General features: G+C 43.7%; 21 protein-coding genes. 1 reads left to right on the top strand and 20 read right to left on the bottom strand.

Translation table 11 applies throughout. The features are described from left to right. Window positions 1-28 precede the first annotated feature (28 nt). The 20 genes from MKY54_RS05335 to MKY54_RS05240 all read right to left on the bottom strand — a co-directional run bounded on the left by MKY54_RS05335 (window position 29) and on the right by MKY54_RS05240 (window position 13,600). The gene (locus tag MKY54_RS05335; RefSeq protein WP_339189812.1) at window positions 29-583 is read right to left on the bottom strand and encodes a hypothetical protein; all 555 of its coding nucleotides are present in this window, start codon (window positions 581-583) and stop codon (window positions 29-31) included. Between the two features lie 255 nt (window positions 584-838). Continuing rightward, complete coding sequence (locus MKY54_RS05330; RefSeq protein ID WP_339189810.1) at window positions 839-1,261, bottom strand: phage portal protein; 423 nt, start codon at window positions 1,259-1,261, stop codon at window positions 839-841. A 26-nt stretch (window positions 1,262-1,287) separates the two neighbouring features. After that, window positions 1,288-1,749: a phage tail tube protein gene (locus MKY54_RS05325; RefSeq protein ID WP_076144318.1), complete on the bottom strand. Its 462-nt coding sequence runs from the start codon at window positions 1,747-1,749 to the stop codon at window positions 1,288-1,290. Further along, complete coding sequence (locus MKY54_RS05320) at window positions 1,750-3,066, bottom strand: phage tail sheath family protein (protein WP_339189807.1); 1,317 nt, start codon at window positions 3,064-3,066, stop codon at window positions 1,750-1,752. Window positions 3,067-3,069: 3 nt separating this feature from the next. Then, window positions 3,070-3,264: a hypothetical protein gene (locus MKY54_RS05315; protein WP_036684228.1), complete on the bottom strand. Its 195-nt coding sequence runs from the start codon at window positions 3,262-3,264 to the stop codon at window positions 3,070-3,072. After that, on the bottom strand, window positions 3,261-3,683 hold the full coding sequence (locus MKY54_RS05310) for a DUF6838 family protein (protein WP_339189805.1): 423 nt from the start codon (window positions 3,681-3,683) through the stop codon (window positions 3,261-3,263). Before MKY54_RS05310 ends, MKY54_RS05315 begins: the two co-directional genes overlap by 4 nt. 2 nt (window positions 3,684-3,685) lie before the next feature. After that, on the bottom strand, window positions 3,686-4,090 hold the full coding sequence (locus tag MKY54_RS05305; RefSeq protein ID WP_036684234.1) for an HK97 gp10 family phage protein: 405 nt from the start codon (window positions 4,088-4,090) through the stop codon (window positions 3,686-3,688). Further along, a complete protein-coding gene (locus MKY54_RS05300; protein WP_339189802.1) occupies window positions 4,087-4,461 on the bottom strand; it encodes an ABC transporter ATP-binding protein in 375 nt (124 codons plus the stop codon). Before MKY54_RS05300 ends, MKY54_RS05305 begins: the two co-directional genes overlap by 4 nt. A 1-nt stretch (window position 4,462) precedes the next feature. Continuing rightward, the gene (locus tag MKY54_RS05295) at window positions 4,463-4,831 is read right to left on the bottom strand and encodes a phage head-tail connector protein (RefSeq protein ID WP_339189800.1); all 369 of its coding nucleotides are present in this window, start codon (window positions 4,829-4,831) and stop codon (window positions 4,463-4,465) included. Continuing rightward, the gene (locus MKY54_RS05290; RefSeq protein ID WP_339189799.1) at window positions 4,815-5,123 is read right to left on the bottom strand and encodes a hypothetical protein; all 309 of its coding nucleotides are present in this window, start codon (window positions 5,121-5,123) and stop codon (window positions 4,815-4,817) included. Before MKY54_RS05290 ends, MKY54_RS05295 begins: the two co-directional genes overlap by 17 nt. 45 nt (window positions 5,124-5,168) lie before the next feature. Further along, window positions 5,169-6,212: a major capsid protein gene (locus tag MKY54_RS05285; RefSeq protein WP_339189797.1), complete on the bottom strand. Its 1,044-nt coding sequence runs from the start codon at window positions 6,210-6,212 to the stop codon at window positions 5,169-5,171. A 22-nt stretch (window positions 6,213-6,234) separates the two neighbouring features. Further along, entirely contained in the window at window positions 6,235-6,606 is a 372-nt protein-coding gene (locus tag MKY54_RS05280; protein ID WP_339189795.1) for a hypothetical protein, read from the bottom strand. Window positions 6,607-6,624: 18 nt separating this feature from the next. Further along, window positions 6,625-7,266 carry a phage scaffolding protein gene (locus MKY54_RS05275; protein ID WP_339189793.1) on the bottom strand — a complete coding sequence of 214 codons (642 nt, stop codon included), beginning with the start codon at window positions 7,264-7,266 and terminating at the stop codon, window positions 6,625-6,627. A 111-nt stretch (window positions 7,267-7,377) separates the two neighbouring features. Further along, entirely contained in the window at window positions 7,378-7,677 is a 300-nt protein-coding gene (locus MKY54_RS05270; protein WP_339189791.1) for a hypothetical protein, read from the bottom strand. 57 nt (window positions 7,678-7,734) lie between these two features. Next, window positions 7,735-7,896 carry a hypothetical protein gene (locus tag MKY54_RS05265; protein WP_179088147.1) on the bottom strand — a complete coding sequence of 54 codons (162 nt, stop codon included), beginning with the start codon at window positions 7,894-7,896 and terminating at the stop codon, window positions 7,735-7,737. Between the two features lie 9 nt (window positions 7,897-7,905). Beyond that, a complete protein-coding gene (locus MKY54_RS05260; RefSeq protein WP_143763850.1) occupies window positions 7,906-8,154 on the bottom strand; it encodes a hypothetical protein in 249 nt (82 codons plus the stop codon). Between the two features lie 5 nt (window positions 8,155-8,159). Further along, window positions 8,160-9,920, bottom strand: coding sequence for a minor capsid protein (locus tag MKY54_RS05255; protein ID WP_339189787.1), 1,761 nt, complete (start codon window positions 9,918-9,920; stop codon window positions 8,160-8,162). Next, window positions 9,917-11,416 (bottom strand): phage portal protein, encoded by a 1,500-nt coding sequence (locus MKY54_RS05250; RefSeq protein WP_339189785.1) that lies wholly within the window; start codon window positions 11,414-11,416, stop codon window positions 9,917-9,919. Before MKY54_RS05250 ends, MKY54_RS05255 begins: the two co-directional genes overlap by 4 nt. A gap of 20 nt (window positions 11,417-11,436) precedes the next feature. Next, entirely contained in the window at window positions 11,437-12,711 is a 1,275-nt protein-coding gene (locus MKY54_RS05245; RefSeq protein ID WP_339189783.1) for a PBSX family phage terminase large subunit, read from the bottom strand. Further along, on the bottom strand, window positions 12,695-13,600 hold the full coding sequence (locus MKY54_RS05240) for a terminase small subunit (protein WP_339189781.1): 906 nt from the start codon (window positions 13,598-13,600) through the stop codon (window positions 12,695-12,697). Before MKY54_RS05240 ends, MKY54_RS05245 begins: the two co-directional genes overlap by 17 nt. A 536-nt stretch (window positions 13,601-14,136) precedes the next feature. Between MKY54_RS05240 and MKY54_RS05235 the strand changes: the two genes are divergently transcribed. Then, window positions 14,137-14,379, top strand: a complete 243-nt coding sequence (locus tag MKY54_RS05235; protein WP_339189779.1) for a DNA-binding protein — start codon at window positions 14,137-14,139, stop codon at window positions 14,377-14,379. Window positions 14,380-14,809 lie beyond the last annotated feature (430 nt).

The raw sequence follows: 14,809 nt of genomic DNA, 5'->3' as shown, positions 1-14,809 counted from the left end.
AGCACCCCGTTTGGAGTGCCCCCTAGAATTATAATTGAACTGTCTGCTTAGGATTATCAATAATGATCGGTCTCAGCTTGTTTGCTATTTTTTGTGCTCCAAAAGGATTATTACCTCCATCGAACATTAGGGCAGTTAATTCACCTGCTACGTTAGTATAATTAATGATGAGGTAGTATGTGTTTGTTTTCTTTTCTTTGCTAGTTGCTCTGGCTCCAACTACCAGACCGATTGGTCCGAACAACAACCCACCTGCTATTCCTTTAGCGGCACTTGATTTAACGATATTCGCTATTTCAGTATCCGTCTTGACTTCTGTCGCACGAATTTGAGTTGCATCAATTTTAAAGTCTGTCCCACCACCATTGATGACAAGTCCCGTATCAGTAACAGATACTTGGCATTGAGTTTTTTCCGAAAGTGGTAATCCTTCGACGTGATGCAACAACACCTGTGCAGAAATTTTGTTTTCTCTCATTTGTTTTTTGGCTTTCTGCCGCCCCTTTATGGATATGACTATTAGATATATCAACAGAAACAAAAGTAAAAAAAGTGCTCCCATGGCTATTAATGCACCTGTCACTAAGTACACCATCCCTTCAAAATCATGAAAAATATACCATCAATATATCAAATGTTCCATTAATGGTCTATTACTTTTTACGTGATTTTGATTTTGTTTTTGCTGCATCCTTCTTATCTTTGTCAATTCGAACAGATATCATGGCATATATAGCTGCTCGTTCTAGCTGTCCCATTGCCATAAGGTCATGCGGTAAAATGTGAAGTTCATGGAGGGCGTAGTAAGCTAAGTTAGCCTCACCATCACCCTCCTCTATTAGTTTTTTACTTCTGCAATTTGATCATTGATATCCTGATCGAAGCCATTGAGCGCTTGGACTTTTTCCATTAAGGATGAAAACTCGCCAGGAAGCAGCATTTTACGAATTAGTGGCTCAGCACCCATAACGCCGTAAGACTTCTGCAAATCCGCATTTTTCAAATCTGGGTATGCAACAGAGGCCACAACCATTTTTGCCAAATACTCATTGGTATCAACTTCAGAAGTGTATTGTCCATATTTTGCCTTAGAGCGCTTGGTAGCCGCTTTCCGTAGTGCTTGATTATCTTCTTCCGTGATACTACGCAACTTCCACGGAATTACCTTGTTATCCTTATCTTTAAATCTAGGAGAGACCACGAAATCCTCTGTAGTCTCCACCGCTGCGTTTTGTGCGTAGAATGCTGAAAAATCGCTCATATTATTAATTCCTCCTGAATTTTATTTTAATTGGCTGGTGGGTTAAATGCTTGACCCATATCAATATCCTCAAAGGTAAAATCAATATCTTCTTCTAGTGCATCCGACTCTGTATCCAGAGATACCATAACTACGCTATCAAGGTTAACCCCTAGTAGCGTTACTGTTTGTTCACCGATGCTAGATCCAGGATCTTCATTTGTTACTGTAATATCAAAGTTGGTATCTCTACCCGTTTTGATATAATCGATCATCAACTGGCGGAACCGACTTGTTACATAATAAATCGTCATGCTGCCAGTACCCGACCATCCAGTCGCTTTATGCTGAACACCACGACGGCCCAATGTTTTAACTTCAGCCTTCTCCTTTTCAACTGATGCTTCAAGAGTCTTGATGTAGAACATTTCCTCTACTTGACCATTGATTGTGGCGTAAGCCCGCCCCTCTTGTCCGCTAATCGTGTCATTTGCTTTTAAGAACGACATTTATCTCACCTGCACTTTCATATATACTTTTTCGATACTATCTACTGGTTGAATATTGGCTTCGACATAGATGGCATCAGATTCAACACCAGGAAGTACTGTGATATCAGTCTGGGCATCAAAGTTTTGAATAGCAGAAATGCTCTGCAGGTTATCTAGGTAGATCACTGCCTCTTTACGAAACAGAGCTCGTCCATCAACATTGTTTGATACCTTACCGATGTAAAATGATTCAAAGATACGCTTCAAATCATTCGCAATACCATCCAACACTCGGAGTACACGATTTTTTTGAAGTTGCTTCCCTTTCTTTGGTGAATAGCTCAGGAAGGTATTAATATCCTGCTCCACCACAGCACGGTTAGCCGATGGGGTAAAGATGAACTCTCCGGCACTTAGTGCCGCCTCGATCTGGCTATTCGTGTAACGTGGCGCCGCATCCACGGCATCGTCATAAGCCGCATAGGTCAGCGATTCATTCATCTCAGCTGCTGCCGAAGCACCGGCTACCCAAGCAGTGGCTTGCGCGGCTGTAAGTATGGTCCCATCGGAGAGAACCACACCATTCTTGACGCTGATTACACCTTCGAAATCGGCTACAGGGTAGTTCTCAAGTGCTGCCTGTACCTTTTTACCTTCTGACTCTCTCAAGCGCCGTACAAAGGCAGCATAGACAGCTTTGAGCGCATTGTCCGTGGATGTCAGTGCCACTGTCTGGAAATCATACAGCTCTAGTGCAGCTAGATATGCAGTATGATCCGCATTAGTAACAGTGCCATTTGCACCACCAATCAAAGGAGCTCCTGCATTTGCTGTTAGTGTGCCGGTCCCGCTCCATACAATCCAGTCATTCGGGATGAGCGCCGCAATATTAGCGACTACCTGTGTGTCCACTACTGCGTTATCCAGCAGTGTTTTTACATCAAACTTGCTACTATCATCAATGTTGGTTTGTACGACAACCTTCAGCGCATTACCTCGAATGCCACCATATCTTGCTGTAGCTACCAAGGTCCCAACTGTGACCGTTGACTTTGTTCCGTCATTGAGTTTGTACAGCAACACTGTCCGAGCTCTTTTAAGCGCCTCACGCACCAACAACAGCTCTGGGGCTGTAATGTCATAGCCAAGCGCTTTGAATGTATCCTCACCAGCTATAATCGGTGTGATGACCTTAGCCGCTCCCCATGGAAGCGTCAGCGCTAGAGAGGTTATTCCCCTACTACCAACCGTACCCAATGCCCCACCAGACGTTTCCACGTTAATATATACACCGGGTCTTACTTTATTTTGAGTGGTCCATGTTCCACCGGCCATAATCTACTCAGCCTCCTTATTCTTAAAATCATCGATCACTTGTTGCGCCTCAAAAGCTGTATACAGTTTTTCTGGCTCCAGCAGCGCCGATAGGACGTCTTTGTCTTGATATGAATACTTAGCAGAGGCTAAGAACTGCTCCTTGGTAAAGGACCCCTCAATCGGTGTCTCAGCTGCCTTAATGCTTTTCTCACTCACTTAATACCGCCTCCTTGCTTCATAGTCTGCATTTTAATATCCGGTGCTTTATCCCGGATCAGGTGAACATTGTACTCAACGAAGAAATGCAATACTCCATCCACTATTTCATGCCTCATACCTGTTCCCCGGTAAAGCCCATCATGCCCAGTTACATATTCCAACTCGGAATACAATTGTTCAGATATTAGCTCGCATTCTTCTCGGGGAGCCGCTGATTCCTGTTGCGGGAAGTAATGAACGTCAAAGGGATTGAAACGTTGATAGCGCCGGTTAACCCCTCGGACCTGACTACTTTCCAATAACAGCACAAAAAAGCACGGCTGCTGCATGCCCTGCTCCACTTCTTCGTCATAAACCGGATACTCCGGAGTAAATAACGATAGCTTTTTTATGAGTGCGTTTTTTATATCCTGCATACTCACCGCCCCATATGCTTATTAAGGAATTTCTGAAACTTTCGTTCTATGATAGCTGGCATTTCCCTCTCCAACTCTTGCTCCGATAGCGTTAACATAAACCTACCGTTAACCCAACCAGTACGGAGTCGAGTGACATGCCCGAATTCCACATATAGCGCATACTCCACGTTATTTGTGATCTCAACATGCACCCCACCGCCTGGTAACTTTACCACCTGCCCGATCTGCCATCCCCGCCGCAAGTCTCCAGTCAGTACGGGAGTCCGAGCTATAGCCTTTGCCAACAGCCGTCCAGCCAATTCCCGGATGCATTCCTCCATAAAGGCTGGGAACTCTTTCTGCATCTGAACCATGCTTTTGTGAAGCTTCTTCACGTCAGAAAAATCGAACTTCCCCATACTCATGCGTTCAGGACCTCTTTTAGCTTAATCTCCTGATGAGTAGCATACCTGAATGCCTTACCCGCCTGTTCTCCTTTGAACTCCATGCCGTTCTGCTGAACCGTGATTCGGCTCCCTGGCTTGATAGTTATATCAGGGGAGATAAATAACTTGGCATCATAATTGATCTGATCGGCTGTCACTGTTTGCGTGGCAGCAGGTAAGGAAGACTGAGAGAGAGCACACGGCTCATTAGCCAAGATAATGATAGGCTGCTGTCGTGTTTTACCGCTTAATGGATCTTTTACATCCTTCATTTCCGAAACAGTACATAGGCCTTCATAGGTGCTCTCAATAGCTAACCGCTCTGCTGGTATATTACCGAAACTGACCATGTTACCACCTCAATCTTCGGAAAGCCTGTAATTGAGCTGCGTAGTTCCGAACGAATGCTGCTCCGTTGCCTGCTACAACTGTAGCCTTAGCTGATCCGAAAGCCGTAGTCACATCACCGCGCTTGATGCTAGTGACAGCCGGGACCGTCTGCTCAAACTCCGTTGGATGCTTGGTCCGATAATAGTCCTCTGCGATCTGCAGCACGACATTATCCAAAGCAGCCGGAATAGATGAGATGTTACAATAGGTTTTGATCTCCTGAATGATAGTCTCCAAAACAAACTGCAGCCGGCCATCCTTGGAAGTATCTTCGATGGGGATGGAAAGCAATCTCTTCAACTTATCGAGATACTTAAGATACTCCTCCATTAGGGTCACCCGCTTTCAGGATTGCCGCGAGCACTTCCTCCTTCTTGGATGCATCACCCAAATCGATGGCATGCTCAAAAGCGTAAGCCTTAAGCTCATCCACTTTCATCTTTTCTAGCGGTTTATCTACCTCATCGATTTCTGGTACATCTTCCCGTCGGATTACTCCATCCTTAATCAGGGATTCTACTTCACTAGTGAGGATCAAAATCCTATCACTCGCCTTATAGAATTTCCGATTGTATTTCGCTCCAGTTATCAGAGCTATCTCGATTCTCTTTTCCTCAGACACTCTCATCATCCTTTCAAAATAAATAGGAGAGGCGTTAGCCCCTCCTTAAACCACTTTCGCAATAAAAATATTGTCGATAGTTTCAAATGATGGCAGCGTGATTGCAGAAACGATAGTTTCCACACTTACTGGGTGTGGCTGCTTAATTGTTGTGATGGCCACACCTGTATTCACGATAGATACTTCTGCACTTGTTGCCCCGCTCATAAGATCAGCTTCTTCTGGAGTAGTACCATACCACGTTTTACCCAAAGCTCCGTCTGGAATCAGTGTGAAATAATCGTCTGGATAGAATTGGTGTGAGCTGCCATCTTGTAGAGCATATTTCTTGTTGTAAACCGCAACCGTCAATCCCAGTTTGGACTCCAGGTATTGACGCATCAGTGCATCAGTCATGATGATGTTTAGCCCGCCAAGAGGATTCATATCCAAACGCACCTTTTCGTTAGCTAGAATGTTATTCCACGTCTTACGAGTAACGATGGCCTTTGTTGGACGCACACCTTGCTCATCTTCAATCGTGTCCTGCCATTCTTTGATGTCTCCCACGATATTAGCTGTTGGATCATCCCATTTATCTAATCCTGTAAGAGTGGTCTTATGCCCAGCCTTCATGTTGTAGTCATAATCATAGTCAATCCGATTGGCCGTGATTCTGATTTTACCGGATGACAACAATTGCATACGCATGCGCTCAGCGTTAACCTCTGCACCGCTAACCAAACTAGCTCTATCATCGTAAATTTGAGTAATCAAAGATTTTACATATTCGCCGTTGTTCGAGTCCAAAAGTCTTAGCAATTCTTGACGATCTTTTTCTTTTAACAGCATAGCCTCACGGAAAAACGGCATCTCTGTTTCTACCTTTCCGAATCCGATTCGATCTCTCAGAGTTGCTTTAACATCGAATTCCGATGGCATCAAGGCTACAGGCAGTCCTCCTGCTCCTTTGATCCAACCAATATCTAAACCGAGCTTTTTTGCTGATGGAAACAACGTAGCTCCCAGATATGGAATAGCGTTTGATGGGTTAGCCGCAATATAAGCCGCAATCTCTGGAGCTCTTACTAAATCTTGAATGTTAGGCATAATTATTTTCACCTTTCCTTTCTTAGTCGATAAATGTGATCTGCTTCAATGCTGTCAGTTCTTCAGCAGTAGGAGCAGTGGGGATTTTATTTTTATTAATGAACGCATGAATGAGCATCGCCCCTGGTGCTGGACCACTTGTTACATCTGTATCATTCAACAGAACACCTTCAGCATTGGATACTCCAGTAGTGGTTGTAGCCTTGACCGCCAGTTTAGTATCATCAGCAATCACACCGCCACCTAGAATAGTTCCAGCTGGCACAATCTTTTTACCATCAGTGTTAGCAGTAACACCTGCATCGCTCACCGTGACGGCAATTGCTACATAGTGATCTGGGAATTTAAGAATTTCTTTCTTATTCCCATAGGTAGTTTCTTTAAATTTACTCATTTTGTTTATCCTCCGTTCTTATTTAAAGTAGCTTTCTCGGGCTGTATCCAACCCTTCATTGCCTTTAGTAGATTCCGCCAATTGTTTACCGAAGCTACCGACCTTGTCATCGCCTTGTTCACCCTTAGATTGATCCTTGCCGTCCAATAGAGAGGTTCCTTTAAACTTGAACCCTCCACCACCGCCTTTATCCTCGGTTTTAAACAAGTAGGCATCCGATGTTTGTAAACCCTTAATCTGCTCGTCTAAGCCGACCACTTTACCGTCATCACCGATGACTAACTTTTCTTTGTCTATTAGCCCAGTAACATGCTTCTCGTTATGCACCTTACCAGTGAGTGCAGCAGTAATGGCATTGTCCAACTTGATCTGTTGCAGGTCGGCATCATATTTGTCCTTTGCCGTCTTGTTATCAGTCTTGAGCTGATCAATCTGCTTTTTCAGATCATCTGACAGTCCAGCAGCTTTACTCAGATCCTCGATTTGCTTGTCCCGATCAGCGACATCCTTCTCAGCCTGCTGTTTAGCCGTAGAAACTTCGTTATACTGACTCTTCGGAACAAAGTGCTTCGGAATCTCTTTGCCAGCATCTGCAATAGCTCCGTCAATCTTGGAATCTTCAACGCCCAACTTCTTCAACAACTCTTTCAACCAATCCATATATCATCTACCTCCATAGATTTGTATAGCTGCTCTCCAGCTTAGGGAGTGAACCGATATGCTCCAGTTCATGAGCAAATAGGCCGCGGTAGTCTCACCCTCGGCCTAACTTTATAAGATAGGAAAGTACAAGCCATCATCGATAAATGCGCGTATCAGATCCAAGTAAACCTGAGTCTCGCTATTGCCTACAAATGTGTAACCGCTTGGTGTTTCGCTGCCATGTTCTTTAGCGCGAAGGTAGCCGCGATGTGTGTATTTCTGGCCATGTCGATCAAAATCTCCTTTTTCAATATCGAGGCGCTGATCAGAGCGAATAAACGCCTGCGCAATAACTTGCACATCGTCCCGAGCCTTTTCCTTCAAGGCTCTGTCCAAATAAACTCTTCCTGCATATCGGTAATTTTTCATCACATGCCCTCCTTAGATTCCCATGAAAAAAGCACCCTCGCATATTGGAGAGTGCTTCTACTTCAACAGTTCATTCAATTCATTTCTCAAATTCTCAATTTCCTTTTCCAAAGCGACTTCATCTTCATAAGTACCACGATCATGATTAACCATGTTCTCAGACACTTGATAGCTTTCTATTAGAGCTTCACAGAAAGCGCGAATCCTATCCTTGTCCATTAGCCCACCTCATAACCCGTATTTCTGTTTGATTAGTACCCATTTCATACCTTCTTCACGATTTAACCGCCGTTCATCCGCAGCATTAGCGTCCAGAACACCTACTGGCTGTTTCGAGAGCTCATCGCGCTTCTGAAGGTACTCATATCTAACGGCGCTGATCTCGTCTACCAAAGCGTCAAATCGTTCGCCTAGCTTATCGCGTTGCGGGGCAAACTGTTCAGCAATAGCCGCTCTATTCTCTTCTTTAGTTCGCAAGATCATCACTCCTTTGTATATTGTAGCGATTCAAGTAGCATTACTAGCTGTTCCATGGTTAGATGCTTTTCGTCATAACCTGTGAGTGCCTGCTCAATAGTTAGTAATGCAAGATACGAATCTTCTGCTTTATCAAGTAAACGGTTTATCTCATCTGTACTCAGGTTTATTGGGGCTGACTTCTTGAGAATGTACGTACTGCTGGAATCAACAGCTCGTAATTCCTTAATACCCTTTTGTATGAATGCTAGGACATCGTCACGGCTAAATGATCCACCTGCTTCACCGTCTATCGTAGGGTGATTATGGGTAACAATGCTCTTTTTAAGTACATCAGGTGGTGTAATCTTGTTGATATCAACGGATGCTTTATCACCCTTAACATGGATAACCTCACCTTCTTTAGTAAGAGCTATTGCATGTTCTTCCGGTGCATTCCTGATGGCTTGCTCCGCATCCTTTACATAGTTGCGGACGATATCAGGTTTAGATAGATCGATATTACCTAGTTTACGCGGAATGTCTGGCTGCAGCTTCGGTAGATCCATCTTACTGAGATTAATCAGCGGTGGTGCAGTCTTTCCGGTTTCATCATACCATTTCTCTGGTTCCAGGGTATATATGCTTTTCTCAGGAATTGGAATATCCTTTGTTGGCCCACCTGGAACCTCAATAGTAGGTAATGGAGTCTCCGGCGCTTGCTTAGTTGGGGTTTCAACAGTAACTGTCTCAGTAGCTTCGGGAGCGTACTTTTCAGCCCAGTCATTGTAGTTGATATCCTCTGGAACCTTATACGTTTTGCCATCTTCATCCCTAGCTACCCGCTCTTTGATATTGTCCTCATAGTGCGGTATGGTGGTTGATCGGCAATAAGCATGCATAGGTGGATAATTGACATTAACCTGAGCATCTTCGATATCAAATACTTTCCCGTCTAGGTCTCGGCAAGTAATGGATGTCCGGCTGTCCAGTGTAGCAGTGTAGCGGTATTGCTCTACTCCAAGTTCTTTGTAGCCGGCTATACGAGACTGACCAGCGAAGTATGCTGATTCCGTCAGTATTAACCGCTCTGCATTCTTCCGTGACACATCGAAGCGTTTCATAAGCTGCTCTATCATTTGCTTAGAGGTATCACCACTAATAAGCCCCTGACTAAAGATGTTACGAAGCGTTCCAGTCAGCCTGACGCGATCAGTCCATATACGTTGGGAAAAGCTGCTGCCATCTGGTGCCCAAGGTGCTGATAGGATAGCTTCCAACTGCCTTTTATCGATCTTTGCAAATGAAGCTCCTATACCGATACCCTTTTCAAGTTCAAAAATACTTCGATAGTAACCATCCTTGTAGACGTTACCTAATAGCTCTGTTGTGCCTGATAGACGCTTAACAGATAATTCCTCGACATGTTGTTTCATCTGCAATTGAATGGATTCTAAGCGGGTAACACGTACTCTAATGCTGGCATTCTCTAGTTCCTTCATCCACCGCTGATCTATGGCGTTCTCTTTACCACGAGCAATGTAATCCTCAACGGTCCACTTGAATTCTTTCAGCTCTCCAGCTTTAAGAACTTGCTTAGCAGCGGATAAGCTTACAATCCCATTATTATCTGCAAACCGTTGATAGAAATTGTTAACATCTGTCTGGATGGATATCTGAGCCTTCCGATATTCCTTATTCATTGCCTTTGTGAATGGTACACCCTTATTTAGTAGTGACTCATTCAGTTGTTCCATACGTTTAGACCAATATACCTCTGACCTCATTGGTCACCAGCTCCAACCTCTACAGGGGGCTTATCATCGGTCAAACCTCCATACTCCTGATCGCGATCCATAGCAGCCTTTTCTTCGGCTTCCTTACGCTTCATTTCCTCCCGGGTATCAGTCACCCATGGATGGTTAGCGAGTATGGTTTCATCTGAGACGATCCCTACGCTGTTCTTGGCATCAGTGATAACTTGAGATTCATTAATGACGATATCTCGGTTAAACAAGAAGTTAACTGTCTCTTCTGAGAAGTCATTCCCCGTGGTATTGAAGATATGTTTATCTACGAACCACAAAAGTTGCTCAAGTGCTGCTTGGAATTCGTTTTCGATATCGTTAGCGTCCATATCCAGATCAGCGTAAAGAAATTTTAAGGCTTCACCACTTGGAGCCGTTGCGAAAGAATCAGACTGAGTATCTACACCGCGCCCAAACTCGTAGATATCGTTTCTAGTCATGTCCATGTGATTCTTATATGCTTCAGTGTCGATCTCAAGATTCAACGTATCCACGCCACTGTTATCGTCAGCAGAAACCTTGACTGCTTTCAGTATTGAGAGGTTACGACGAAATTCGCCTAAATCAGATCCTTCATAGCCCCTGATTACATAAATGCTGTTTGGTAGATCCTCGAGATTATTACTATTATCTGATTTCTTCTGGTCATACTCATCAATCTGAGATTTTAATAATGAGATCAGCGGCATTTCATCCTCGTTATACTTGAAGCAAATGAACGGTATACGCTCCCAGTTGAGAGCTTGTGTCTGATTCGCAGAGTCGATTACATTAAAATGACTACTAAACTCACCTAACTCCACATCTGGTATGAGTCCGCTCGTTGACGGTATAGCCAAAGAGCCCTTACCGATCACATAACGGTTAACACCTTTAGAGTGCCAGAATTCAACCTTTTGGATAGTTGTTTTCTTTTTCCCTTCATAAGCTTCAACCTCATAAACACGAATAAGAGCATCCAGGTCTGTATGAGCGGCGTCTTTCCATAACGGAATAATCTCTTCAGATGGCAGTTTTTTAAACCGGAAATGACCCTCTTCGTCATAATAAACATGCAACCATGCGCGACCCTTTTTTATGCTTTCCTTCAACAGGCTTTTTAAGAGTCGTTTAAATCCTTTATCAAAAATCCCTGTCAATAAGGCATCATAAACTTTGTTCATTGTCTGGATGCTCATTTCCTTACTAAGCAAATAACCAGCTTTCTGATCAACGAGCTTTCGCAAGAATCCATGAATGATCTTATTATTAGCGAGGTTTGTAGCTTCTACCAGCGCCCCACCTGCTCCAATGGTCATTCGCTTACGTTCTAAGATATCTGTCTTATTCCGATAGTAGCGTTCGCCAGCAAGCATATCCTTACGTCCCTGAGAAGATAACCAGTCATCGATTTCCTGCTTAATGATCTCCTCGTCTGTCATAGCTGACGCTGCACCTTTTTCGATGATTCGGATAACTTCCTCCGTTGTACTCAAATAGGTTTCCTCCTCTCCTATTAATCAAATGAGAATGAAGCTGGACGCATTACAATAGTGTTCACGAAATAACGATCACCGTCCATCTGGTGGTCATTTTGCTTGATGGGCTTCTCTTCCCCACGATCAGCTGCCTTTTCGTCCCATATGTAGGACGAAAATTCGCGGAAGGTCTCCTTGCAGCAGTCATTGTAGAGAATCTTCCCGGTATTCAGTGCCGAAGCTACATTGCGAATGCCTTCTAACACATCGTTTTTTGCCTTTTTCACTATAAACTTTCCGTATTTCCTTACAGTAGCTATAAAGCTTGCTGCTGAAGGGTCAATGATAAGACTTTGAAGCGATACATCCCCAACGAATTCAACCAAATCATGATAGTACTCTTCATCCGTCTTCTGTTGGCTCTGTTGGCGGCCGTCATAGTGGTATTCTTTCACCTTGTACCAGACACCAGAAAAAAGCCCCCACAGCCCGAATGTCATTGGGTTTTGGGTGCCATAGTCACAGGAGATATGATATTTACTGTAGCGGCGATCTTCTGTCTTAACAGTGTGCTTATCCCGGTCAAACATGTCGTATATAACGCCTTCTGCCAGCACCCAGAGTCCGAGGATATAGCGCTTATAGAATATCCCGCTGTACATCCGTCGATAGCGCTCCTTAACACGTTCTGACAAGGAGAGATTATCATCCATAGTAAAGTGAAGGTGTAGCGCAAGCTTCGTTACCAGTTGATCCAGCCATTCCAACTTAAACCAATGATAAGGTCCAGCCGGATTACAGTTAAACCAGTACTTTGCTCCATCTACTGAACAGCGGGCAGTCGCTTGTTCTACAAATGAACGCGGCATCAAAGCCACTTCATCAAAAAACATCCCCGCCAGCGTGATACCCTGAATCAAATCCTGGCTTCGCTCATCCTTACCGCCAAACAGGTAGAAGTCATTGCTTACCAACCCCTTGCTGATGGTCAGATAGTTTTCTGCCCTGTGATCCACTACAGTGTATCCTCTGGAGTAAAGCATCTGCTTCAGCGGCCCTATTAGGTTGCGTCGAAGGGCGCCTATAGTCTTTCCAGCCATCCCTAGGTTCTCACCATTGAATGTTTCAGTGGCCCAGACTACGAATGAGAAGGACATTGACGATGTTTTACCAGAACGGACAGCTCCATCACAAATCAAAGCGTCTTTATCTGCATGTGGGCTATCTCCTTGCATCCACCAGGTTAGCACCTTAATCTGCTTATCGGATAATGGTTTCCATTTGAAGATTGCGGCCTTACGCTTCACCTTCATTCGCCCACACCCCTTTCGCCTGGGCTTTCAGGGCTTCGATGAATCCATCATCTGGCAAGTCATTGGCATCTGGAGGTGTCATGCCCTTAATTTCAAGCTGTAGTTTTTGAACACGAAGTTTAGTTTCTTCGTCCATATAGCCCAAGTACTTCTCCAGCTTATCCAGTGCCTTGAGCTTGTCATAAAACTTGATACTAAGACCTTCACGTCCCTGCTTTACCTCGCTCACTAACGTTCCGTCTACCTCTTCTGAGGATTTAAAGCGCATATAGCTTACAGGTCTCGTAATTGGATCACCTTCGTTATCTAACACTGGACCGTGTTCACTCATAACTGTTTCTTCTTGGGACCCGAATTCCACATAATCAGAAGTATCAGCAAATGCAATTTTAAGATACTCGGCTATAACCCGATGAACGCTCAACCCGAGCTCACCAACCATCTGATCCTTCAATCTTGTGATTTCCGCCTGAATTTCAGGTTTTCTCAGGTTTTCCCATCCTATGGAATAAGCAGCTCTCTTTGAATAACCGGCAGCTAATGCCGCTCTAGTTGCGTTGAAGTCTCGCATATATTCAAGGACAAACATTCTTTGCTTGTCAGTTAGCTCACCTTCTACTTCTGACGGATCGCCTCGAGCCACTTCTTTTTTCTGCTTGTTGATCTTCGGTTTCTTTTGTTGTACAACACTTTTCTTTTCTTTTGGCTGTTGTACAACATTATTTGATGATTGTTGTACAACACTCCATTTATCACGCTGCTTCCAGACGGCTACCTTCTTTTCGTCAATGTCCAGTTGCTCGGCTATCTGCCTGTTTGTTATTTCCCCACCGTGTTCACGCCATATTTCTAGTGCGCGGTCACGATTTGGATCGCGTGCTCTTGGCATTACATTTTCACCACCCCCGCCGTTATGTTTATTTCGCATTGCAACTCAGGAAGCTCAACCTTCTTATGTTTCTTCAAAATTATTTTATATGACGAAAACACAAAAAGCCCAAACTATAAAAGATTGGACTTATCGCAATAGATACTTTACATCTGTAAAGTATCATGGTATAATAAGTATATAAGAGAGAGGGGGTGAAACAATGAAAACAAGAAAAGAAAGACGTTCTGAGGAACGGCTGGAAACGATTAAAGCGGTGACCGTCATCATCACTTTAATCACAGCCATTCTAAACATTATCGCTAAGTTCATCCACTGAACCGACCCAGAAGTCAAAGCCCCGAAAGGGGCTTTGATCCAAGGGAATAACGAAAATGCCGAACGCCTTTCTTCTCTTGATTATAGCACTATTTTAAAGTAAAGGAGAATTGATTTATGGGTAAAAAAATCTCAAATAAACTAGTATATCCAGCTTTCATTCTCAGTATCATCGCCTTAGTTCTTACTCTTCTTCAATTCGTGGAGGTAGTTAAGTAATGTACACCTTCAAAAGTAAGGAAGAACTGGCTGAATGGATCGCACGCGAAATCTGCGGCGTATCGGAAGCAATGGAGATACTGGAGTCTACACGGCAGAACATTCACGGATTCGTGAAAAACGGAAAGCTCAAACCGGTTAAAGAAACCAAGAATGAACGCCTTTTCTTCCGTTCTGATCTTATAGAGCGGAAGGAAGCAGCTAAAGCGTATCACACTAAGAAGGAGAAGCCCGGTGAATAAGCCGGGCTTTCTTTTTGTGGTTTAATTCCTGCTTAGCTAATATTGCTATCTCAGTCAGGTTACATTATCACCACCCCCGTATTTAAGGCATAAAAAAGCACCCACTCAGGGTGCAATTTCATTCCTAATTTTCATAGATAATCAACGCTGTGAAAAGCTCACCATGATCAGAATTATTTGTACTCGACGTACTAAGCTTTATGTCGATCAGTTCGCTTCTACTAAGATTTTGCGCTTTTAGAAAATCATTAATCTGTCTTTCAATAGTTTTTTCATTATATTCAGAGAACAATTTAGTCTCGATCAAATTATCACCTCCTGTCTGTCTATTCCATATTTCGACATTAGGAAGGATTTACCTGCAAAAAAATAATACAGTATGTCGCTATCCCCACCATGGAAAGTAACGACATACCGTATGAGCAATCCA

The organism is Paenibacillus sp. FSL P2-0121 (assembly GCF_037975345.1).
Lineage (GTDB): Bacteria > Bacillota > Bacilli > Paenibacillales > Paenibacillaceae > Paenibacillus_AQ > Paenibacillus_AQ odorifer.
The sequence above is the reverse complement of the archived record's forward strand: the minus strand, read 5'-3'. Positions and strand labels throughout refer to the sequence as shown.